This window comes from Microbacterium sp. NPDC076911 (assembly GCF_040687125.1).
Taxonomy (GTDB): Bacteria; Actinomycetota; Actinomycetes; order Actinomycetales; family Microbacteriaceae; genus Microbacterium.
Genome location: NZ_JBFBMP010000001.1, coordinates 262529 through 286345 on the forward strand (window position 1 = coordinate 262529; position 23817 = coordinate 286345).

A 23817-nucleotide genomic window follows, 5' to 3' on the forward strand; every position below is an offset into this window, starting at 1 on the left:
TGGATGCGATCAATGACGATCGAAGGAGCAAGCGATGAGTAGTGGAGGCGCCGAAACAGCCCGATTGCAGAACGCGGTGAAGTCGTGGCGAGAGTCGCTAATCTTGCTGTCCGGCAGAAATCGGTTGCTCAACTATCGACCGACTCGCTCGTCTACTCTTGAATTTACGCGGGCCACCGCGGATGACATCATCGCGAAAGTGTCGCTTAATCGAGGCGTTCCGGTCGTAGGCCTACTGCCCCCCACGTCGTCCGCAGCTCCTGGTCCGGCCGACACCGCCGATCTCGAAGGCAGAGCCCTCGACGTCATCGAAGACTTCGAGTACGACGCGTTTCCCGACCACCTTTTCGTGAACAAGACCCAGCGCGACGTCGACCGCGGGCTAAAGACCCTCGCATCGACGGCAAGTCGCGAATTCTTGGATCGTGGATTATCTGTGCTCTACCTCGCACTAGGGTCGCTTCACTGGCAAGAGCTCAACGGGGACGCACGCGTGAGCCCATTGGTGTTTCTTCCCGTTGAGCTGAGGTCAGACGGTCCGAAGAGGCCGCAACGCGTATTCCCGTCCAACGAAGATATGGTCGTAAACCCAGCGTTGGACATCCGCCTTCGCGAGCATGGAGTGTTTCTGCCCGACCAAGCAACGATTGAGTCGCTCATGGCTGAGGGCGGAGTGGCCGCTGTGGAGGCGATCGTAGGGTCGCTCGACTTGCCGAAGGAGTGGCATGTCGAACCCCTCTGCGTACTTTCTGCCTTCATGTTCGCGAAGGAGGCGATGTTCCGGGATCTCGAGGCGAACGAGGACAAGGTTCTTGCGAGCTCGCTCGTGCAGGCCCTCGCCGGCGGTAGCGATGAAGTAAGAGAGCGACTCGTTTTCGCGCCCGCGGACTCGGAGGACATCGACACGATTGCGCCTCCTGAGCAGGTGCCGCTAATTCTCGATGCAGACTCCAGCCAGCGCGTAGCTATTGCGGCAGCTGCGAACGGGCGAAGCTTCGTTCTGGACGGACCTCCAGGTACGGGCAAAAGTCAAACGATCGCGAACATCATCGCAACCCTGGTCTCGGACGGAAAGCGCGTTCTCTTCGTGTCTGAGAAGGCAGTCGCGCTCGATGTCGTTCGCGATCGGCTCGCAGCTCGTGGCTTGGCTCCTCTCCTTTTTGAGCTCCACAGCCACAAAGCAACGCGAGCCGAGGTCGCAAAATCTCTCGGCCAGGCGCTGAGTGAGAAGCCAACGATCGTCGAGGTTGGCGCTGCGGGCGGAACCGAGCGTGTCATGGAACTTCGGCAGGCGCTGACCGCATACGCATCCGCCATGAACGAGCGGCGCGGGCCGATCGAATGGAGCCTTCATGAAGCCTTGGGCAAGGCCACAACGTTGCCCAAAGTTGACTGGCTACCGCGTGCAGTTCTCAGCGTGAGCTCGCTTACCCCGAGTACCTGGGATCGTATCTCGGATCTGGGTGAGGCAATCGGTAAATCGTGGAATCACGTAAAGCTCGGCGAGAGGCATCTGTGGCACGGAATTCAGGAATTGGCTGGCCTGGAGTACGACGTCGGCGCTGCGCGGCGCGCACTCGAGGATCTTGTGATCGCTTCGGACACTGTGTCGCCTCAGCGCGGATTGCTTGGGCTCGCTGGAACGAACGATTGGCAGCGATTGGAATCGCTGGCGGTGCTCCTCCACGAAGGTGATCCTGATTGGCAAGACAAGGCGTGGGTAGCGACCGCGTCGCGCGAGGAACTCGACAGCCTTCGCCAGCTACTCGAAGACGCCGACCACGCGTTGCAGGCAGATCGAGTTGCCTCGGAACACCTCGGAGCGTGGCGGCTTCTGGCGGGCATGGAGCGAATCCCTGAAGCCAGCGCGAATCTCAAGGTGCTGTTTCAGGAAATTGAAACGTCGCCCATTTCTGTGACCGATGAGAGGGCAGAGCTGGTCCTCACTTGGCTGGAGAAGACCCGCGAGCTAGCGGAAAGAGCCGCGACGCTTGCGAGCGCGCTTGGACTGCAGCTGCCACGGTACATGGGAGACCTCGGTGTCGTCCACGAGTTAGCGGCACAGATTTACGACTCACCACCGCTCGTGCCCTCCTGGCTCACGGGTCTTGGTGTTGCATCCCTGGTGAAATCGCTCGACGAGTTGGAGGACTCGCAACGCGCCGAGCGCGCTGCGAGCGAGGCGTCGAACGTGAGTTTCCTTCCGTCGATTAGTGACATCGATGTCACTCCGATCAACGATCGTTGGGACGCGCTCCCGGGTTGGCGGCGCGCCATCGTCGGGCCATCGGCCGAGGACCGCAAATCGATTGCGCCGCACGCTCGGGTTAAACCCCGCGCGGCGGTAGGTCTGGTAAACGCAGCGCTAGCGTGGCAGGAGGCACGGCAGCGACGTGACAGAGCAGCGATAGCTGTGAACGACATCCTGAGTTTCGTTCCTTCCGATGATTCGACGTGGGCGGCCGCGAGGCACGTCGTTGCCCGTGCCGAGTACGTGCTAGCGCGCAACGGTGAACCGAACGCCGCAACCCTGCGCGAGACGCAAGCCAGCACATTCGGTTGGCAGGCGATCGGCCGTTCTATCGACGAACTGGCTCAGCTCATCGTCGAGCACAAGTCGCTCGCTCGCGCGGTGGGACCGGTCGTCGATGATGACAGTCGTCCGATTGCGGAGACAACTGACCTCGTCGGTCGATTGCTGGCGGAGGCGCAACACGCTCTGGCCGCGGCGCGTCCATTCGCGGATCAGGGAGCGCGCAGTCTCCAGCTGGCGCGGCAACTGCAGGCCGACGCAGACACAGCTGGTGAGATGTGGCGCTCGACCGAGGCAGCAGTCGTCCAGCTAAACAAAGAGCTTCCGGGCCTGGGGACCCAGATCACAGTGGAGTGGCAGCAAGAGACAGCTCGACGAGCCGAATGGACCCTTGCTCTACGGAAGAGCCTGGGTGACGTTGACCGGTCGCCGATGCTCCCGAGCCTGGCCACGATCGCGTGGAGCGATTCACTGTCGGCGGCGGGGGGACGATGGGACTCTGCGCGCAGCACGTTGATGAAACACTTCGGACGAGAGGTCTATCGCACGGAGCTTGATGACCCCGATGACGCTGCGTCAGTTTTGAAAGAGTTGGCGGATCGTCTCGACGAAGCACACACCCTTTCTGAAGCGCGGGTTCTCCAGACGGGCCTTCGTGACTTCGGTCTTGGTGACGTCATTGACGCGCTGGCACAGTCCACCGTAGAGGCAGCCGATGTCGCAAATCTCGTTCGGGCAGCGACGCTATCGGCGTGGCTAATTGAGGTCGAATCCTCTGACTCCCGGCTACGGTCCAAGCTTCCGCTCGATCGCGATACGATTTCGGCGCAGTTCCGTGAACTCGACAGGGCATTAGTTGATCAGGCGGCGGCGCGAGTGCTGTCGAACTCCGTGCGCCGCCGTCCCACAACTCCATCGGCGCAAACTGCTCTAATCATGGGAGAGGCGGAAAAGAAAAAGCGACACATTCCCGTCCGCGATCTCATCGCGCGTTCACGCGACGTGATCCAAGCAATCCACCCTTGCTTCATGATGAGCCCACTGGCTGTATCGCAATATCTGCCGCCGGACATCGAGTTTGACGTGGTTATCTTTGATGAGGCCAGCCAAGTGCCGCCAGGCGACGCGATCAACTGCATCTATCGGGCGCGTGCCGTGATCGCGGCCGGCGACCAGAAGCAGTTGCCGCCCACAGCATTCTTCGCGTCGGCTCAGTCGGCCGACGACGATCTCGATGCTGAGGAGGATCTCGCAAATGACTACGAGTCGCTCCTTGATCTCATGAAGTCGAGCGGCGCGTTCACAAGCATCAGCCTTCGATGGCACTACCGCAGTCGGCATGAGCACCTCATCGCCTACAGCAACAACTCGTTCTACGGCGATCGACTCGTTACCTTTCCTGGCGCCTTAGACGTGGTCCCAGATGCTGGAGTGAAACTCCTCAAGGTAGACGGCACCTACAGGCGCTCGCAAGGGCAAGACAACCCGAAGGAAGCCCTTTTTGTGGCAGGTCGGATGATTCATCACCTTGACACACGCCAGGACAAGAGCCTGGGAGTCGTCGCGATGTCTGCCGCCCAACGAGATGCGATCTCGAACGCACTGTTGATGAAGCGTGCTGAGCGACCGGATCTCGATGAGCAATTCGTCGAGAGCCGCCTCGATGGCATTTTCATCAAGAGCCTCGAGGAGGTCCAGGGCGATGAACGAGATGTCATCATCATGTCTGTGGGGTACGGCCCTGACGAAACTGGCACTGTCTATCGGAACTTCGGGCCCATCAATAAGAAGGGCGGCGAGCGACGACTCAACGTCGCGGTGACTCGTGCCAAAGAGCTCATCGAGGTCGTGTCCTCGATGTCGGCGGGTGACATCGGAGACATCCCGAGCGCAGGAGGTCGGCACCTCCGTCGCTATCTCGACTACGCAGAGCGAGGACCTGTTGCGCTGGCGATGGAGCTCGGATCGGAAGGCCTCGGGACTGACTCCCCATTCGAGGATGCTGTCATAAGCTCCATCCGGTCTTGGGGCTATGACGTGCAACCGCAGGTCGGCGTCTCAGGGTTTCGCATCGACATCGGCGTCAAACACCCCCAAGCACCTGGCGTGTTCATGCTGGGCGTCGAATGTGATGGCGCAATGTACCACTCGTCGAAGACAGCGCGCGACCGGGATCGGTTGCGCCACGAGATTCTCGAAGGGCTGGGATGGCACCTTCACCACATTTGGGGAACCGACTGGTATCGGAATCGTGAGCGCGAGGAAGCCCGACTCGAGGAGCTGCTACAAACCCTCCAGTCGATGGAGCCAACCGGTCGATTGGGGCAACGCCGCGCAGCACCAGCTGCGCCGGTCATCGCCGTCGAGTCCCAGGAGTTCGACGTCCGGGCGCGGCCAGATTGGATGAAGGACTATATTCCGTATCGCGCAAAGAAGCTCCGCGCATTGGATTGGACTGACTCAAGTAACGCTCGGCACCTCGTCCCGTTCATTGAGGCCGTGGTTGACGCTGAAGGGCCCGTCCACATTGAGACCATCAAGGCGCGACTTAGAGAGCACTCTGATCTTGAGCGAGTCAACAAACATGCGCTCAGAACAGTCGATCGCGCCATTGATCTTGCGGATGTCACGGTTGATGATCTCTTCGTGCGTAAGCCTCGTCGCCGCATCGTGGAGGCGCGGGTAGCGGGCGGGCGAACAATTCAGCAGGTACATGACGCCGAGTTTCGACTGGTAGTCGTGCGGATGCTTGAGACGCAAGCAGGTCCGACACGCGATGACATGATACTCGCGGTCGCACGTGGATTCGGGTGGCTCCGGACTCCCTCAGAGGCGGGCGGCAGAGTCAACGCCGTTATCGACGAGTTGCGTGACGAAGGGGTGCTGTCGGACGCTGATGGCATTTTGAGAGTGCGCACATGACCTGGCCTGCACATACACGTCATATCAAGCCACAAAATTCCAAGATCGGAAATAACGGTTGGCAAGGAAGTCGCAGCACTGATCGCCTTCGTGCCACGTCCAACTAATTCATCGCCGCCAGCGAAGTCACGTAGCTCGCGAACACGTAGGAGAGAGAAACAATGACCAAGTACAAGGTCACGCAGTCGGCAGTCACACAGCTGCTCGAAGATGTTCGCCGGGAGCAAATTGCGATCCCAGAGCTGCAGCGCCCATTCGTCTGGGACAGCGTCAAAGTCCGCGATCTCATGGACTCGCTCTATAAGGGCTACCCGGTCGGCTACCTGATCACTTGGCAGTCCGTCGGCGCGCATCTCAAGGGCGGCCACGTCGCGGCACATCAGCAGATCCTTATCGACGGTCAACAGCGCATCACCGCGCTTCGCGCGGCGGTCGCTGGAATGCCGGTGATCAACAAGCGCTACAAGCAGGTCCGCATCAGGATCGCATTCAACCCTGTCACCGAAGAATTCGCTACCGTAACGCCCGTTATCGCCAAAAATCCGGAGTGGATTTCGGATATCAGCGATCTGTTCAACTCAGCATCCACTTATGGCTTCGTAAAGTCCTACTTCGATCTGAACACCGTCGAGGATCCCTCGGCCGTAGAAGGTAACATCGCGCGCCTCGAAGCGATCAAGAACGCTCAGATCGGCATCATTTCTCTCAACGACGATCTCGATGTCGAAACTGTGTCCGAGATCTTCATTCGGATCAACTCGAAGGGCGTTCCCCTTAGCAGCGCTGACTTTGCGATGAGCAAGATTGCCACCTACGGCGATCGAGGGCGCAACCTGCGCAAGCTGATCGACTACTTCTGCCACCTGGCGATTGCGCCCCACGCATACCCAGACATCGAACAGAACGACTCGGAGTTCGCGAACAGTCCCTATCTCCACAAAATTGCTTGGCTGCAGAATGAGTCCGAAGATCTGTACGACCCCGGTTACAACGATGTGATCCGTGTTGCGGGACTCGTGGGATTTAGTCGCGGCAAGGCCTCCTCGATTGTCAGCGCGCTTTCTGGACGTGACCCAGAGACCCGAAAGGTTGACGAAAGCCGCATTCCTGTTGCTTACGATCGGCTTGAGGCCGCTCTGCTCGAGATCGTCAAGAAATATCACTTCGAGAACTTCCTCATGATCATCAAATCGGCTGGATTCATAACGCCGGGCATGATCGGTTCAAAGAACGCTCTGAACTTCGCGTACGCGCTATATTTGCGGTTGCGAGCGGATGGCGATATGCCTGAAGGCGAACGCAAACGCATCGTCCGCAGGTGGTTTGTGATGTCGATGCTGACAAGCCGTCACTCAGGCAGCTTCGAATCGACGTGGGAACAGGACATGCGCCGCATTGCTTCTGTTGGGGCCGCTGCGTACTTGCAACAGATCGAAGAGTCAGAACTCACAGAAGGATTCTGGAGCGTGGCGCTCCCCAGCGCACTTGAGACCACCAGCACAGCAAGTCCTTACTTTCAAAGCTTCCTCGCTGCGCAAGTCGCGAGCCATGCGCGCGGGTTCCTGTCAAGGAGTATCACTGTCGCCGCAATGCATCAGCAATCAGGCGATATCCATCACATCGTTCCGAAGGCGTACCTGCAGGAGAACGGGTACGCGGATCGCGGCGACTACAACCAGGTTGCCAACTTCGTGCTGACCGAGACTTCTATAAACATCAGCATTGGCAAGCGTCCGCCCATTGATTACATGAGCGACATCTCTGGTCAAGTCAACTCGGGGCATCTCGTGCTCGGCGAAATCGTCGATGCTGGTGATTTGTCCGTCAACCTTGTAGAGAATGCGATCCCCATGAACATCAGAACGGTGACTGCGGCGGAGTATCCAGAATTCTTGCAGGCGCGTCGGCAGCTGATGGCTGCTGCCATACGCGCTTACTTCGAGCAATTGTGACGGGCCCCGCCAGAGCGAAGACCAGATCTCTGCACGCTTGGGGTGTCAGTTTGGCGCTTATGCAGTGGGCTCCATCGCTCTCTGTCGGTCTGGACCCAGGTCTGATCCGCCGGGTGCGCGGAGAGTGCGATCTTAATATTGGGATGGGAATGCCATGAGGCTCAATGAGGTGACCGTTAGCAACTACCGGTCCATCGCGAAACAAACTAGGTTCGCGGTCGGCGACCTGACGACCCTCATCGGGCCGAACAACGAAGGCAAGTCGAATCTTTTGCGCGCTCTCGCGATCGGCATGCACATGATTGAAAGATGGAGCACGCTGCCTGACCGGCTAGCAGGAAGGGAAGAGCTGACTGGCCTCGACGCTGTTTCTTTTCTGAACCGAGGTCGCATACCACGGTCGGCCCGTAGCGACGATGAGGTTCAAGGGTTCAGTTGGACCCGTGACTATCCGTTGCAGAAGCAGAGCGCAAAAGGCACGCAGCCGACGACGATTCGTTTCTCCTTCGAACTCGACGAGTCGGAAGTCGCCCGCTACTACGAGGCGACTGGCATTCGCAACAACGGCACGCTGCCGATTGAATTGAAGCTCGGCAGAAATACCGTATCGCTCGGGATAGTAAAGCCTGGTCGGGGCGCCGCCGCGCATAGAGCAATGGCCCGCGAGATCGCGAAGTTCGTATCCGAAGGCGTGGCATTCGTTTCTATCCCCGCAATCAGAACGAGCAGGCAAGCACAGTCCCTCGTGAACGACCTTGCCCGAATCAGATTGCAGAGAGTGGCACGATCCGACGAATATCAAGTACTCGCCAAGCAGATCAACGACCTACGCCGCTCAGCCGTAAACGAAATTGCCAGTGGGCTGACGATGTCGGTTAAGCGATATCTACCTTCAGTTGAAACCATCGATATTGAGACGGTCGATATCGCGTCGTCCGACGCAGTAGCCGATTTACTTATCAACGACGGCACCTCGACGTCCATCGATAGCAAAGGTGACGGTATTAAGTCCCTGGTGTCGATGGCTCTCCTTCATCAGATCGCTAGTGAACGATCGGAGCTTCAGACCATCATTCTTGCCGTGGACGAGCCCGAGGCTCATCTTCATCCGGCATCTGTTCACGAGCTGCAGACGTTGTTTTCGCAGCTGTCAGCATCGCAACAAGTAATCCTCGCGACTCATAACCCAATCTTTGTGAATCGGGAGGAGGTGCACTCCAATATTTTGGTTCGGGAGAACGAGGCGCGCCCTGCTCAGTCCGTCGACCAGATTCGTGAGGCGATTGGTGTACAGCTTCACGACAATCTCAATTCTGCGGAAAAAATAGTCCTTGTCGAGGGGCTCACAGATTGCTCGTCGCTACCCACGATGCTCGAGGCCATAGCGCCTGGTTGGCGAGACCTCGTGTCGTCCGGTCGCGTGGTATTCAAGGCGACGAAAGGTTTGGGGAAGCTCCGTTCACATATCCAAAGGGAAAAGTCGACGCTGTGCCAGATCTTCGTCATTGTGGACGGCGACGCTCCAGGAAAAGAGGAAGCCGCCCGCGTAGTCGAAGAGCGGCTCCTGCCTCCGCGAAACATATTTGTCTTGAACGATGGGCAACGTAGGCAGTCAGAATTGGAGGACTTGATCTCGCCCTCTGTCTATTTGAGTGCGCTAAGCGTCAAGTTCGGCAGGACTTTCACTGCGTCCCACTTTAGTAGTCGGTCCAAAAAGTGGGCGGATAGCTTCAGTGACGCCGCCGCAGTTCTCGGCATCGTCGTTACTCAGGCGACAGTGGATATGGCCAAAGTGGCGGTATCGGTGGCAGTGCACGAGAGCGATGGTGTGGACTTGATTCGACCCGACGCGCGGGCCTCGTTGGATGCGCTCGATGCGCTCCTCCGTGGCCCATCGACTTGACGGCGTAACTAAACGCGGCAGCCGCCGACGAACGTTCTTCCCTGCTATTGCTAGCGGACATCTCAGCGCCACCGACGTACGTATTCCGAAATTACCGTGAGAGAAGCAGTGCACGCAGGCATCCGCGATGAGCGACGACCGTTGAACGCAATCGGCCACGCTTTCCTGCATCCGAGATAAATACCTGGATAAAGGCATAAATCAGAGCCTAGCCTGGCGAAATGAGGGGCGGGCTGGAGCGGTGGAAGCGGGGCGTCGAATCGCGCGGCGTGCGGCAGGCCATCGCCTACGCGCTCGAGGGAACATGCGATGCACACCGCCCAGCAAAGACCGGCACCGAAGCGCTCGAACACTACGCCGAGGCATCCGACTCCACCGTCACGAGGTTCATCGTCGCCAGCGGAAGGATCGGCAGCGACCAACTCACAGCCGGGGGACTGCGTGTCTGGATCACCGGACACGACCCAATCACGGGGGAGGAGCGCGGGCGATCGCGGCTGAGCCCCGATGCTGATCTGCTCCTCGACGGGACGATCAACCACCCCAAGACCTACAGCGTCGCCGCATTGCTCAATCCGGAACTCGCCGCCGAGTTCGAGGCGCTGCAGGATCGCCTCCGCGATCGCATCCTGCTCACTTGGCAGACCGAGCTCAACGCGCGTCGCGGTCACAACGGACTGATCCGCGAGGACGTCGCCCGCATCGAAGTCGTCGAACTGCAGCACCGCCGCTCACGTGCGCTCGACCCGCACATCCACCGACACCTGTGGCTGAACATCAAAGTGCTCGGCACCGACGGCCGCTGGACCAACCTCGACTCCCGCTTCGCGATGAAGCTGCACACCGTCATCAACGCCGAAGGCGAACTCGCCGCGCGCACCGACCCCGCTTGGATCGCCGCCCTCGCTCGCCACGGATACACGCTCGACGGTGCGGGGGAAATCGCTGAGCTCGCGAGCGCTGTACGTCCGCTCTCACGTCGATCTGCGCAGATCGAGACCAACCGCGCACGGCTGATCGCGGACTGGTCAGCGACGAATAGCGGAGCGGCACCGAGCGTCGAGGTTCTGCAGCAGATCGACCGACGTGCGTGGGCGATTTCACGCCCCAACAAGCCAGCGCACCTCGATGAGGAGTTGTGGGTAGCGACTGTTCGTGACGAGGTCGCCGCCGTCGACGCGAACCTCATCGTCGAGCGATCCGCCGTCACGGTCAGCGCCGCGAACGTCGAGGAGCTCGACCTCGATCAACTCGCCGCGATGGCTGTGGTGGATTCTGATGCTCGAGCAACGTCGACAGGCGGACGGTTCAGCATCATAGATCTTCGCGCCGGCGCGATCCGGGCGCTTTCTCGTAGCGGGGTCATCGCCGACCGTGGCGAGCTCGACGAGACCATCACAGAAGTCACCGCTCGAGCCCGGGCGCTGACAGCGCGACTTGTGGATCGTGACGTGCCGGCGCACGTGAAGGCGTTCATGGCGGGTGAGACGGTGCGCGCGAAGATCCGGCTCGGATGGGGTTTCGAGACACTGGCGCAGCCAGGACGGTCGCTGCTTACAAGTGAGTTCCGACGTGCCGCGCCGGGAGAAGTTGAACTCGACGAGTCTCAGCGAGCCGCAGCATCCGCCATCGCGGGCTCGCATGGACTCGTCACCGTCACTGGTCCCGCTGGCACGGGCAAGACAAGGATGTTGCGGGTCGCCCTTGAAGCGCTTACTGCGCAGCGACGTCGGATGCTCGTCGTCGCGCCCACGCGCAAGGCCGCCTCGGTTGCCGCGCGCGAGGTCGGCGCTGGGGCATCCAGTCTCCACGCACTGCTCGCTGACTACGGCTATCGGTGGGGCAGGAATGACGCGGGTGCAACCGTCTGGACACGGCTGACCGTTGGTGACGTCGACACCGAGACGGGCGTGGTCTACGACGGACCGACGCGCTACCCGTTGCGAGCGGGCGACCGCATCGTCGTCGACGAAGCCGGCATGGTCGAACTGCGGGCCGCCAATGCCCTGACCGAGCTTGCGCTCGAACGGCGTGTCGGGCTCGTGATGGTGGGCGACACGCACCAGGCGTTGCCCGTCGGCCACGCGGGCGCAATGGGAACGGCCATCCGCCACGCTACGGTCAAGGTTGAACTTGACACCGTGCACCGGTTCCGGGATCCAAAGTATGCGGCGCTCACGTTGCGATTGCGGGATGCCGGTGATCGCGGGGATGCTGCCGAGGTCGCCCGGGACCTCGCTGAGCGCGGTCATCTCGAGCGTGTCGACCACCACGATGCTGCGCGCGATCGCATGGTCGAGGCCTACTTCGAGTGGCATGCGCGAGGTGCTCGCGTCGCGTTGGTCACTGGCACCAATGGCGAGGCGGATGCCATCAACGAGGCCATCCAGCAGCGGCGCATTGATGACGACGAACTCGATGCGCGGGTCATGGCGTGGGGGATGGGGGAACAGCGGATTCTCGTCGGTGACACCGTCCAGACGCGTCGCAATGATCCGCGCACGGGTGTCGAGAACCGCGCGCAGTGGGTTGTGCGGAGGATCAGCGACGACGGCATCGACCTCGCGTCGGTCAGTGACAGCGGCGAGCTGCGACGGGTCTCGGCCGGCTATGCATTCGAGCATCTGCAGCTTGCATACGCGTCGACGGTGCATGGGATCCAAGGTGAGACGACGGACGCCTCGATCGTCGGACCCGATGTGGATGCTGCGGGGCTGTACGTCGGGCTCACCCGCGGCCGGCTGCATAACGTCGCGATCGCGGTCGCGCGCACGGATGAGGCGGCGCGGGATGCTGTCGCGCAGTCGATGATGCGTGGGACGCCGGAGTTGACGATGCAGGATGCGGTGCGGGCGGCAGAGGCGGAGTGGCGAAGGGCTGCGCGGGATCGAAATGCGGCGATGGCGACCGGACCGGTGGTGGGAGCGTCGGGTGCGGGCCGCGGGGTTGGAATCTAATGCGTGCGATCTGTGGATGCAGTTGACCCAAATTTGCTTGGCGTCCACGACGTTTGGGCGTCGCGCGCGCTGCACGGATGACGCACCCTCACTGTGGTTACTGTTGTGCGGGCTATACGAGCATCGATCTCGCATAGTTCGCGGAGCGAAAATGAGCTGCAGTGTGAGCGCACAGGCCGACCGGTTTGAGGGCATAGCTCCTGCCACACAGGTGATTGCGAAGGCCTATCAGCTGTTCATTGTGCTGTATCGGGGCGTCGCACGAGGGCTGTACCGTGTGCTGAGTAGGGCGAGGGCGATGCGGGCCTCATTGATATGCGGCTAGGTCCGGGGATCGTTGCGCGACCATCTCAATCCTCACGCGTCTATACGAAAAGCCTCTTCGTACTCGTATCCCCCGAGGTGTTCGTAGACCGTAGTCGGCCTCATTCGGCTCCAGTGGTGGCCCAGAAGTACCGACAGCCCGAGAGGCCCAATCAGAAACAAGTGGATCCGTTCAGATCCGCCGAGTCGCGACCGGACGTGATCGCGCACGGCGGTCGCAATCGAATGTGCGACCGAAGCGTTTGCGATCGCTGTCGCACCGACGACGGGCGCGCTAACGACGTGTATCGAGGAAACAGGAAGCTTGGTGGCGTGGATCCAGTCGACCGCGTCCGTCGCGCCCGCATACGCGATCTGAACGATCACGCCCAAGTCGGTGCCGTTGCCAACCGCGATCTCCTCATAGACCAGTTCCACGGAACTCACGGGCGTCTCCGACGTCCACAGTTGAGCTCGCTGTTTGACGGCAACCGTGTATCCGCGCACCATCCTCATTTCGGCGCCGACCAGAAATCCGACGGCTTGTCGCATGTAACCGGTCACGAGGACGCGTCCCGGAGCCAGGGATCGCGCAACGCTTGACACCTCCTTCGACAGTTCGACCCATGTGTAGGGGACGAGGGGTCGAATGCGGCTGTAAGGCGAGTCGCCTTCCATGCGATCGACCCGATCTATCGATGCGGCTGACTCGGCCGCAAGCGGGTCGTGGTCGACCGTCGCTATCGATAGCGTCTTCCACGGCTCGGTGGCCACAAGCCCCATCTCGTCGATCGCGGCCGTGATAGCGCCCAAGGACAGTTCACGCTCGCCGGCGATCACGCGGTCAGCTACCCAATCGAGGCCGAGTTGGAGCGCGCGATCATCGTTCGCGAGTCCATTCGCGCTCATGAGCAGTTGCGCATCAGACCGCAGTTGGCCCACGTCGCGCCCCGATTCAACGTGGAAATCTTCAAGGAATCGCTCGAGTACGTCCAGACCCACGTCTGCAGCACTCGCCCAGGCGGCACGGGCACGCCCACGATCGGTATTCGGACTTCCCTGCAGCGCGCGGGGGATTAGCCGCCCGTCGCGACCGTCACGATCTCGGAGCAGAGTGTCGCCGGGATCGATCTGTCGATTCGTGAGTAAGCGGATTTCGGTAGGTGAACCGTCAGCTGTTAACGTCCGATGCGTTTCGACGAGCTTGGCGAGGATCCGCCCACGTTGCAGATAGTCGATGTTGAGCGGAGAACTGGCATCGACTGCGTACTTGACCTGCGTGAAGGTATGCGGGGGTGATTCGCGTCTCAGGACGACATCGTCGGCGTTGCCGGCGCCGCGTGCTTCGACGCCGATCGAGATAAGTCGGTTTCCGCCGTAATCAACCTCGTGCTCGTGCAGAAGCTGCAAACAGGCACGCCACACCGCCAGCCACTGGTAGTCGTCTCCAGCGATCCGCACTCCTGTTGCGCTGGGCATCTGTGTCATAGAACAACTCCTAGGTAACGTCGAGAGCGACGGGGTAAATCGTGGATTTGAAGCGCGATTGGCGAACGGCGACGTGCGCGTCCGCGGTGATCGTGTTGCCATGGGCATCGACCATTAGAACGACGAGCGCAATGGGTTGGAGGACCTGCTTAGCCACCGCTCTGATGCTGGCGACATCTGTCGCACTCGCCGGCACAGGCGAAGGGTGCGAGTGCCATTCGCCGACGTAGCCGATCCAGGGGTGATCTGCGTTCCGCAGGTAATCAGCCAGCGTCTTGTTTGCGGGGCTCTCACGTCGCCAATAGCCGCGTCCGGTCGCGCGGTGATCGTGAACTACGAGGAAGGCGTCAAGGAAAATCATGCCGTCGGCCCGCCAACCAGTGAGGATGCCGCCGGTTTCTCGTGGGAGCGACTCCCGTGCGTGCCGACAGGCCAAATCGAACGCAGCGCGAGACGACTGAAAAGTTGAAACTTGCTCAGATGTACGCATGGACGGTCCCCGCGGCCACGGATGCTGGGCGGAGGAGAAGATCGATCGCGAGTCTCGCGGCGAGGGACGCCGCTTCGTTCGCCGCATATGGCGGGGTCATGGATACTGGGTCGCCGCAGCCCGCCTCGAACACCAGTTTGGCTACAGTCGCGTCGAGCTCGACGGCGGGGATTGGCTCTCCGCGGACGGGAGGGATCACGTCTGCGCGAACAATCCTGCCCTCGTTCTGGAGAGATGCGCTTACGATGTGGACGCCGAGAGTGCGCGCCGCGTCAGCCAGCATTGCGGACGCAGCACCGTCTGCGGAAGCGTCAATGACCAGGTCGTACTCGGCTAACAACTCGGGGACTTCAAACGCGTCCCGCAAACTGCGAGTATCCACCTCAACCTCTGTGGTGCTCCCTGGTCGCTGATCTAGAACGTACTTGATCGCTGTTACTTTCGGGAACCCCGCGAACTGTGAAGCCACGAGGTGCCGCACGGAATTGCCGGGGCGGAGCACATCCGGATCGCGAATCGTGAGGGAGCCGACTCCGCTACGCGCGAGGTAATCGCAGATAAACGAACCAATGGACCCGGCGCCGACGACCAGCACCCGCTTTGCGCCGAGCGACTGGACGTCATGCCCACCGCGAAGTGCGAGGGTTGAGTGCGCGATCGACGCGCTCGGTACGGACCTGAGTTGGAAGCCAAGGCCATCCTGAACGAGGAAGAGGGCAACAGCGCCAACTGCTCCCTTCCGCGAGTACCGAAGCATCAGGAGATCGATGTCGCCACGATCGGCTCGCCCGACCAGGGTGGACGCGGCTTCATCGTCGAGGAGCGAGATCAGGTCTTCCCAACCACGCGGCGGTCGCTCTGGCTCTCCAATATCGGTGATGTAGCCATAGAGCCGGTTCCGTCGGCGGTTCGACTTCCGCGGCCTGGCCCCAGCTCCTGCTAACACGATTCGTGGGCCTTCCACGTTGAAACGCACGAGTCGATCAACAAGCTTGTCCATCCGCTCGTCGTAGATGACCAGTGACATCTCATCGAGCGGCTCGAAGTATCGCTCTAGGTCCATGTCGGGGGCGTCCGCAGGCCATCCATGATCGGTGGCCTGCAGCCATAGGTTGATAGTTGCGCAGAGGTCGGCGGCATCGAGCCAGGGGAGACTCCCGCGTCCGACTTCTGGGTAAAGGCACATCGCCCCATCGAGTTCACGATGCCAAGAAGCCGGAGTATCTAGCGGCGGGAACACTCTCGGTGGAGTAAATGGGAAGTCCGGCCCAAGCTGGATACGGATGTGGTGTTCACTCTCACCCATCTGGACCACGCTTTCGAACTCTGAATCCCCAGCGGGTCGCCAACCCAGGTGTTCGAGGCTCTCGCCAAACACCACTCGCGTAGCCGCGATTCGCTCCTCCCAGAGAGTCATCCGAAGCGTCTGTCGCCGGCGGGCACCATTCGCTCGCCTGCGGTGATTGGTCCGGCGAACGCCTTCTTTTTTCCGTCTTCGTCGTATCCAGCGGGCATGGGGAAAACTATCTCACCATCGCCGTTGTTCCCCAGAGTGGATCGGTAGCCGATGGCCGCGGCACCAAGATCATCCGTGCGGTAGGCCTCCCTCGCGGTCGCGGCGGCGGCCTCGAACCGATCGCTTGCACTCTTCCACTGCAGGTCTGTCGCTCGAAACTTGGCGTACTGGCCAGGCATACTGGGGTCGGGCAACGCGCGACCCCAGCTGACTTTGTCGCAAAGGTACTCCGCGATCGACTCCAGTCCTGTAACGAACGCGTGAGCTTGCGAGTCCCACTGCACCGCTCCGCGTGAACAAGCGTCATATAGGGCAAGCTCGACGAACAGCCCTCCGGGACGTGAGTCGAGAATGGCGCGCCGAGCTTGGCGCAAGAGCTTGACGGTCGGCACATAGAGCCCGTCCATTGACGTATTCATATCCGTCTTGAGTGCGGTGAGCTTCTCGGGATTCGTGCTCTGCCATTCGTCTGTGTTCTTCTCTGGGATCTCCCAATAGCCGTCGAAACGCTCTCGAGCTGGAACCACGTCGACGTACAGACCATCAAACTCCGGGAATGCGACCTGCAATGACCGCGCCTGACGGCGAACGCGAGGTGCGCCAGATTCGTCCCGCCCGTACTCTGCCTCAAGGACCTGGAAGAAGGCGTTCAGCACGTCTTGCCCCGACAAAGTGGAGTCAGCCGACAGCATCCGGCAGAACATGTCGACATCCTTGACCCGTCGAATCGATACGTCTCGCTTGTAGGACCCGATCAGAACAGGAGAAAGATCCCAGTCCTTCAGCACGTTTGCACTAGACAGCACCTCGCGCACCGAAGCGTGCGCCAGGGGCGCGTTCTCCTTGTCGACTGACGAGGGCTCTACCATTGTCAGTGCGTTAGCAAAACAGCTACTCAAGTTCGCCATTATTCCCCCAACGTGAGCCATCCCCAGGCTCGTTGACATCATGCTACGCAGTGCCACCGACACCGACACCGACACCGACACCGACACCGACACCGACACCGACACCGACACCGCCACCGGTGCGCAGTCAGTCGGAAGCCGACGATATGGTCCTTTCGTGGAGTTCTTTGAGTCAGCGCGACTGAGGGTGGCGCGAGCACGCCAGCACGGCAATGAAATGTCCGAAGCGTGGAACACCTACTTGGAACCTCACCCGTTCGAGTTCGAGCTTGTGCGCGACTCCGATACGACATACTTGCTTCGCATCGAACAGACAGAGCCGACGCCGCTGTTGCTGCCGGCGCTGTTCGGTGAGTGGCTGTTTAACCTGCGGTCCGCGCTGGATCACGTCGTATGGGCGAGCGCAGTGCACGCCTCCGGCCGGATGCCCCCGCCAGGCGAGGCGGGACTCCAGTACCCCATTTACGATGAAGTGACTGGATGGGACCGGAACGCCTGGCGCCTGCGACCTCTCGCCGCGCACCAACAGGAGATGCTCCACACGATGCAGCCGTTCAGTTCTGACCCTGATGCCAACTACCTGGGCTGGATCAATCGGCTAGCCCGGATTGATCGTCATCGAAGGCTCAACGGCTGGACAGCGCGGGTGGCAGTGGCTGAACCCGTTCTGGCGGTGCCCAGCAGGGTGAAACCGCGTCTGGAATGGGGTCGGCGCATGTTCATTAGGGGGCGGTGCGACTTCGCACGCGTGACGTTCCCCGATCGCGGTTCCGCCGACGGGGTTACCTTCAACCCTCGGGTCGGCATTGATCCCGAGATCACGGAGTGGGGCGAGTCACCTTTCTGGAGTCGAATTAGGTTCTCGGAGCGATTGCATCTGATGTCGGTCTTTGTCGCCGCCGAGATCGACGTGTACGACTTCGACTGCACGGGCTCCGCCGAGGCGCGGCGATCGGTGACGAATTCATTCGCCAGCGAGTCGGAAGCTCGCCGGGCAACCGGCATATTTCCCCCCATCGCCCACGAAGAGCAGAAGCTGGCGACATGGACCGAGGCAGTCGGAAGCAACTCAACCCCCGATGGGTACTTTGGACGCGGTTTCCCTCCGCACGGCACAGGCGATGCAGCGACAGGAGAGGACTCGGAGTATCCATAGCAGCGTTCGCCTCCTCCTCGCACTGGTCCGTCTAGCGAGCGTCGCCTGAATAGCCATCATGTGTCGCGCGCCTTGCTATGACGCTGTCCGGGGCGAAGCTTCCACAGCAGTGGGCGCGCGACAGGGGCTGGGTTTCGACAGCAAAGATGAACGCCGCCCCGATCAATACACCGATGAGAGATGACCGCACAAGAGTCAGGACGAATGTGCTCACCAACAGGAAGATGAGCGTCATTGGCGCCGCTACCAACGTGAGTCCCAGAACATAGCTGAAGAACGAACGCCAGAGCGGGCGCGGTGCGGATACAGCAGCCATCCGCGCGACAAGCTCGTCACGCTCGGCGGCCAGCAGGAACTGGACGCCGTGTTCGCTGACGCTCCTAATCACCCAACTGGTCCCGGAGTCTTCGGCTCGGCCGGTTGGGAACTGACGTTGTTCGAGAACAGCGTCCTCGAAGGGGCATGGGCCTCAATCCCACTCATCCGTTTCATCGACGAGTACCGCGAGGCGGTGGGCGAGGCCGACGGGGAATCTGCGTAGCGCTCTGTCAGATATCGCTCGCTGCCACACGCGGGATCGAACTCGTGCTTTAGCCGAGGTCCTTGGCCGAAATCGAGGTGTCGTCGCGCGGTTAGCTTCGCTCAACGGGCATCGCTCGGACAGGGATCCGCATTGAAACGGATTTGAACGGGGGCTGATACCTTCGCCTTCATGACCTGGCTCGCCGTTCATCTCACCCCAGTCGATTGACGCAGATATCCACAAGGCAATCGCCCTGGCGGGTGATCCTCGGAAACCTCCCCCTTGGGCCGCAGGGCTGAGTGCCGGCATCCGAAACGAGAACAGACGATGGAAGACGGATTCGCCCAGGGGAGTCGTAGAAGTCAACTTCATCGGACCAACAGCACTGGGGATCCTCGATCACAATGTGACGATGCCGGACGGAACGGTCGTGCACAACCCGCTCCGGGTACTGCCTAACGACGGCGGCAGTGAGGTTGCCTTCACGCTCTTTAAGGGGTCGGACGTGACGAACGCAGAGTTCGAAGCGGATGCTGAACTCGTTCGCGACGACCTCGAACGCGTCAGGACCCTCGTCTGACGGCAACTGACCCGGTCAGGGACTCTCTGTCCGGGGCGGTGAAGTGTCACGGGCGTGTCTGTCTCGACGGCGAGCCCAGCCGATCACGAGCAGCAGGCGTTCAGGCTAGCAATGCCCTTTGTCGACCGTGTCCGCTACGCTGGCGCCCATGCTCGAAACCTCTACGATCCTTGCCTGGACACTTCAGAACGAGATTACGACGCCCGACGATATTGCCGACTTACTTGTCGAAGGAGAGTCCGCTGTCGCGTCATTTAAGACGTTCCGAGACTCAGCGACTTTTACGACCAAGCGACTGATCGTCCGAGACGCTCAGGGCATCACCGGGAAAAAGATCGAAATCTACTCGCTGTCGTATAGCTCGATCAATATGTGGTCGACAGAGAACGCGGGTGGCATGCTCGATCGCGATGCTGAGGTTGAACTCTGGACTCGCGCTGGCCACATCAAGGTGAAACTGACCAAGGGCGCAGATGTGCGTCGAATCGACAGCCTCCTCGCTTGGGCGATACTCCACAACCACTGAAGAAGTTGGATCCCGCGCTGCGCGGCGGGTCCTCATCCGCGACGCAGGAGCACCAGCGTGGCGTCGTCGGCTCAGGCAGAGCGGCGATTCACGTCGATCCCGAAGACCCGTAGCAGCTCGGCGCGGGGGATCATCCGTCGCGCGCCGAGCTGCACCGTGGGGATGGTGCCGGTCTCGATTCCTTGCTTGATCGTGCGGTAGTCGACGCCGACGAGCCTTGCAGCATCCTTCATCGTCAGAGCAAGCGACTTTGATGATGTATTCATGACCTTCTCCTTCGCTGGGTAACAGATGTCATCACTTGCTCACGGACTGTACACCCATGAAGCGCCGATGTCATCACTTGCTCACAAATCCGAAAACTGCGAGACTCGCACCATGCCCGAACTCTCGATCACGCACGTCGACCCCGAGATCCTCGACGCGGGCGACGGAATCCACATTCCGCGTTCGTGGGTCGCTGTCGTCACCGGTCTTCCCGACATACCGGGCGCGGTGCACACACAAATCGTCTACGACGCGACCCTCCGCCGCACGGTCGCCGACTCGGTCCGCGTCGAACGAGGCGGCGAAGGAGACGAGGTAACCACCACTCTGCTGCGCGACATCCGCGTTCAGGCGATCGTTCAGTGGGCGTCGAAGAGTGTCGTACGCATCGATCGCGATGGGGGAGACCCTGAGCGATATCTGGAGTACCTCGACCGGCTCCGCGCCGACACGAATCGAACCGACGACCAGAACCTGCGCGAGGCCGTCAGGCTCTACCGGCTCGCGTCGGTGGTCAACTCCAGTCCGCTCAAGCTTGTCTCGGACGAGCTCGCTGTGAGTGTCAGCACCGCGACTCGCATGATGAATCGCGCCCGCGTCGCGGGTCTCGTCGACGACGTGACCAGCCGCGAGGTGTGGGTGATTGCTCGAGACCAGCAGCTCCGAGAGCAGGCCACCGGCCCAGCCACCGGGCGGAGCTCGTCGGGACCATTGATCGGGTTTTGACCGACATCGAAGTAATCAGACCGTAGGCTGAATTGCAGACGAGCTGGCAGCCATCGGCACGGCACCAGATCCTCTCGTTTTCCACGGCGCAGCGCGATATAATCGGAACAGAAATGCTTTTCGCGTGAAGAAATCCGTGGGCATTTTCAGAATTTGATCGAATCTCGCCGCCCGTGGCCACTCCGACCGGGCCTGTGCTGAGATCACCCACATTTCGCCCACGTTTGCCGAGAATCTGCTTGTTTCTTGATGTATATGCTTGTTGTCGTATCATGCGAATAGCCGCATAATTACGCGGTTTTTGAGGCTATTTGGAGGTCGACATATGCCTCTGCTGGCATTTCGATTCCCCCCATCTCCACCAGCCGTTGTCATGAACAATGGGTCCAAAGTCCGCGTGAATATGCGAGACTTTGGACCCTTTGTGGTGCCACTCCCAGGGGTGATGCCTGCCGCTACAGGTGCGGGTAGGCGGTCACCGAGGAATCCAGTGGGACCGTCCAGTACGAGCTCTCCCAAGCCACCGTGCCACCAGCAGGGACCCGGTCAGTGTAGGTGGAATTCACGCCGACAATGTTCCCGGTGCTGTCGCGGGCGATCAGGTCGATCGTGACAAAGTCTTGGTCGTTCGAGAAATCTGACACCAGCTTTCCGGTGACCGTCATCCAGTCGTACTCGGAGCCGGTGACGATGTCCGTTATGGTCATCGTCCCCGTTTCGGATGCGGGGGAGTAGGTAGCCTCGGTGGCCATCGGGACACGCACTTCGATGTAGTCGATGACCCCAGTGCCGATGTCGTAGAAGTCGCCCACGTACCAGCTCTCTCCTGAGAGGATCGTGGTGTAGGTGCCGCTGGTGTCCAGCAGTACCCCTGCGGCATCGTATGCCTCGACAGAGATTTCTGCGAACGAGAAGACGTAGTCTTCGTTCGGATTGGTGACCTGCACGGCGTACCAACCCCAGCCATCCTCGGCGTTCACGCCAAACGTGGATTCGCCGAGCACTAGCTCCTCGACGGCCACGGCAGCAGGCTCCTCAACCGCAGGATCTTCCTCCTCGGCGGTATCGGCGGCGCTCACGTCTTCGGTCACGCTGTCCTGGAACGCATCGTCCACGGCGCCAGCAGCCAGAGCGATGAATACAACCATTCCCACGATTGTGCCGATGACTGACACGATGATCGCGGTCAGCCCGGGCCACTTGGGTTTGCCTTTCTGGAAAAGGGCGACGATGCCCAGGATGAATCCCACCGGCAGCAGCACCCACCCCAGGATGAAGGCGCCGGGGATGCAGGCAAAAATGAACCCTACTACGGAGATAGCCAGGGCTACGATGCCAACAATGCTCTGGGTCTTCTTCGATCCCTTCTCTGGCTCCGGTGCGACCGTGGCGGCCGGCGCTGGCGCCTGTGTGCTGGCAGCAGGGCGGACCTGATCGGTCCAGGCGCTGCCATCGTAGTATCGCTCCTGGCCTGGCGCGTTCGCGTCGGGGTACCAGTTCGCCGCGTAGGCGCTCGGCTCGTTTGGGTCAGACATAAGGTTCCTTTCGGTGACCGAGCCCCACGCTCGGTCGTTCTTCAGATCCTAGAGGGAATGGACGACACAGTCCGCTTCGGATGCATCGACCTGCCAGCGCCTTTTCGTTGTAGCTCAGCTACCCCAGACCTCTTCAACAGGCAGTGAGCGACCAAGAACGTTGCAGGCGGCGCGGTGCCCAGATGCTAGCGCCGCAGGCACTGTAGCGGGGTCATCGGTCCAGGTCGCTTCGCCCGCGAGGTGAAGAACTCTTCCGACAGGAGTCGCGAGCGCATCGTGGTCAGCCGTTGTCGAGCCAACCTTCATGAAGGCGTACGAGCCGTGAGAAAAGGGGTCGTCTTGCCAATGGGTGATGTGCACATGCCATGGTTCTACGACAACATCGCCGTAGAGCCGACGCAATTGATCGAGCACCGATTCGACTACTTGCGCTTCGCTCCAGCCACGAATCTCTTGGGCGGTGGGGCCAGCGGCGAATGTCAATAAGGTGGGCTCGCCGTGCAAAGAGGTGAGGTCGTACCAGGAGTGCCAACGGCGGGCTTCGGGGCCCTGCTGGCGGATTGCATAGACGTCCGCATCCCAGAACCTTCTCTCGAAGCGCAAGATGATCTTTTCGAAGGCGTTCATCTGCAGCCGAGAAAGCGCCCCTGCGTTCGGCTCCGGTAGCGCTGGATCAATGACAAAGCCATCGGATTGCAGCACCCCGACAGGCACAGTGATCACTGCATTGTTTGCTGTAAACATGCCTTGATCTGATGACACTACGACGCCCTTGGTCGACCAATGCACCTTCGAGACCACGTGTTGAAGACGCACGTCGATGCCCTCGGAAAGATGTTGAGCCAATCGGTCATAGCCGTCGGGAAACACGACCTCGTCACCTTCGATGAAATCGTCGTCGAGGCCGTGCGCTGCCAGATCTTCGATCCATGCGCCGTACTGTTCTTCTGACCGGTGTTCCATGTACTCCCGCACGCGCAACGCGCGTTCGTCATCCCATCCCTGCGCAACGATCGCACTCTCTGTTGCGTCGCGGTAGGAGTCATCTGGCGCAGATCTGGCCACTACCTCTGCGAGCGTGGCGTCGACCACATGGATGTCTGTAGCGAAACGGCGTGCCTCAGCATCCGAAAGTCTTTGACCATCAGCGCTGTAGTAGGCGATCGGACGGCTATCTGGCTGATAGCCACCAACAGTGAACTCCATCGTCGGCATGTTGAAGGCGGTTGCCGCCGCAGCCACCGGCTCGTCGACGGTTCCATGGATCCATGAGGCACCAAGGTCAGTGACGAGATCTTCGTTGCGGTCGGTCCACACGCGTCCACCGACGCGGTTTCGAGCTTCGAGCACGACTACGCTCATGCCGGATTTGCTGAGAAGCCGCGCAGCGGTCAGCCCGGCAACGCCGGCCCCCACCACGATCGTGTCGTGCTGTTCCATTCTCCGCCTCGTTTCACCGCGGGCTTCGTCCGCACTCTGACGGTAGCGCTCGTGGGCATCGTACGCGAGAGCATTTGATCGCCTCATCGGAT

General features: G+C 60.6%; 16 protein-coding genes and 1 pseudogene. 10 read left to right on the top strand and 7 right to left on the bottom strand.

What is annotated here, in order from left to right; translation table 11 throughout:
- Positions 1–34: 34 nt before the first annotated feature.
- From AB0O81_RS01270 to AB0O81_RS01290, 5 genes and pseudogenes are all read left to right on the top strand, one after another.
- Positions 35–5455, top strand: coding sequence for a DUF4011 domain-containing protein (locus AB0O81_RS01270; protein WP_363580419.1), 5421 nt, complete (start codon positions 35–37; stop codon positions 5453–5455).
- A gap of 161 nt (positions 5456–5616) precedes the next feature.
- On the top strand, positions 5617–7407 hold the full coding sequence (locus tag AB0O81_RS01275) for a DUF262 domain-containing protein (protein WP_363580421.1): 1791 nt from the start codon (positions 5617–5619) through the stop codon (positions 7405–7407).
- A gap of 154 nt (positions 7408–7561) precedes the next feature.
- A pseudogene (locus AB0O81_RS01280) lies at positions 7562–7684 on the top strand (AAA family ATPase); the annotation flags it as partial.
- 15 nt (positions 7685–7699) lie between these two features.
- Positions 7700–9310: an AAA family ATPase gene (locus AB0O81_RS01285; protein WP_363580877.1), complete on the top strand. Its 1611-nt coding sequence runs from the start codon at positions 7700–7702 to the stop codon at positions 9308–9310.
- A 221-nt stretch (positions 9311–9531) separates the two neighbouring features.
- Positions 9532–12267, top strand: coding sequence for an AAA family ATPase (locus AB0O81_RS01290; protein ID WP_363580423.1), 2736 nt, complete (start codon positions 9532–9534; stop codon positions 12265–12267).
- Positions 12268–12624: 357 nt separating this feature from the next.
- Here AB0O81_RS01290 and AB0O81_RS01295 read toward each other — a convergent pair whose 3' ends face one another.
- Genes AB0O81_RS01295 through AB0O81_RS01310 form a run of 4 tightly spaced genes read right to left on the bottom strand, consistent with a single transcriptional unit; the run spans position 12625 to position 17014 of the window.
- Complete coding sequence (locus AB0O81_RS01295; protein ID WP_363580425.1) at positions 12625–14058, bottom strand: SAVED domain-containing protein; 1434 nt, start codon at positions 14056–14058, stop codon at positions 12625–12627.
- Positions 14059–14068: 10 nt separating this feature from the next.
- Positions 14069–14635, bottom strand: coding sequence for a Mov34/MPN/PAD-1 family protein (locus tag AB0O81_RS01300; protein WP_363580427.1), 567 nt, complete (start codon positions 14633–14635; stop codon positions 14069–14071).
- Positions 14535–15965, bottom strand: a complete 1431-nt coding sequence (locus AB0O81_RS01305) for a ThiF family adenylyltransferase (RefSeq protein WP_363580429.1) — start codon at positions 15963–15965, stop codon at positions 14535–14537. Before AB0O81_RS01305 ends, AB0O81_RS01300 begins: the two co-directional genes overlap by 101 nt.
- On the bottom strand, positions 15962–17014 hold the full coding sequence (locus AB0O81_RS01310) for a nucleotidyltransferase (RefSeq protein ID WP_363580431.1): 1053 nt from the start codon (positions 17012–17014) through the stop codon (positions 15962–15964). Before AB0O81_RS01310 ends, AB0O81_RS01305 begins: the two co-directional genes overlap by 4 nt.
- Here AB0O81_RS01310 and AB0O81_RS01315 point away from each other — a divergent pair.
- From AB0O81_RS01315 to AB0O81_RS01330, 4 genes are all read left to right on the top strand, one after another.
- On the top strand, positions 17013–18128 hold the full coding sequence (locus AB0O81_RS01315) for a hypothetical protein (protein ID WP_363580433.1): 1116 nt from the start codon (positions 17013–17015) through the stop codon (positions 18126–18128). The genes AB0O81_RS01310 and AB0O81_RS01315 overlap by 2 nt on opposite strands.
- A gap of 364 nt (positions 18129–18492) precedes the next feature.
- A complete protein-coding gene (locus tag AB0O81_RS01320; RefSeq protein ID WP_363580435.1) occupies positions 18493–18669 on the top strand; it encodes a hypothetical protein in 177 nt (58 codons plus the stop codon).
- Positions 18670–19063: 394 nt separating this feature from the next.
- Positions 19064–19231 (top strand): hypothetical protein, encoded by a 168-nt coding sequence (locus AB0O81_RS01325; RefSeq protein ID WP_363580437.1) that lies wholly within the window; start codon positions 19064–19066, stop codon positions 19229–19231.
- Positions 19232–19379: 148 nt separating this feature from the next.
- Complete coding sequence (locus AB0O81_RS01330; protein ID WP_363580438.1) at positions 19380–19757, top strand: PH domain-containing protein; 378 nt, start codon at positions 19380–19382, stop codon at positions 19755–19757.
- Between the two features lie 71 nt (positions 19758–19828).
- Here the strand turns inward: AB0O81_RS01330 and AB0O81_RS01335 are convergent, their stop codons facing one another.
- Positions 19829–20023 carry a helix-turn-helix domain-containing protein gene (locus AB0O81_RS01335; protein WP_363580440.1) on the bottom strand — a complete coding sequence of 65 codons (195 nt, stop codon included), beginning with the start codon at positions 20021–20023 and terminating at the stop codon, positions 19829–19831.
- 112 nt (positions 20024–20135) lie between these two features.
- On the opposite strand from AB0O81_RS01335, the gene AB0O81_RS01340 reads away from it, so the two are divergent.
- The gene (locus AB0O81_RS01340) at positions 20136–20750 is read left to right on the top strand and encodes a hypothetical protein (protein ID WP_363580442.1); all 615 of its coding nucleotides are present in this window, start codon (positions 20136–20138) and stop codon (positions 20748–20750) included.
- Positions 20751–21205: 455 nt separating this feature from the next.
- On the opposite strand, the gene AB0O81_RS01345 is transcribed toward AB0O81_RS01340, so the two are convergent.
- Complete coding sequence (locus AB0O81_RS01345; protein ID WP_363580444.1) at positions 21206–22285, bottom strand: DUF2510 domain-containing protein; 1080 nt, start codon at positions 22283–22285, stop codon at positions 21206–21208.
- Positions 22286–22399: 114 nt separating this feature from the next.
- Positions 22400–23725, bottom strand: a complete 1326-nt coding sequence (locus tag AB0O81_RS01350; protein WP_363580446.1) for an NAD(P)/FAD-dependent oxidoreductase — start codon at positions 23723–23725, stop codon at positions 22400–22402.
- Between the last annotated feature and the right edge of the window lie 92 nt (positions 23726–23817).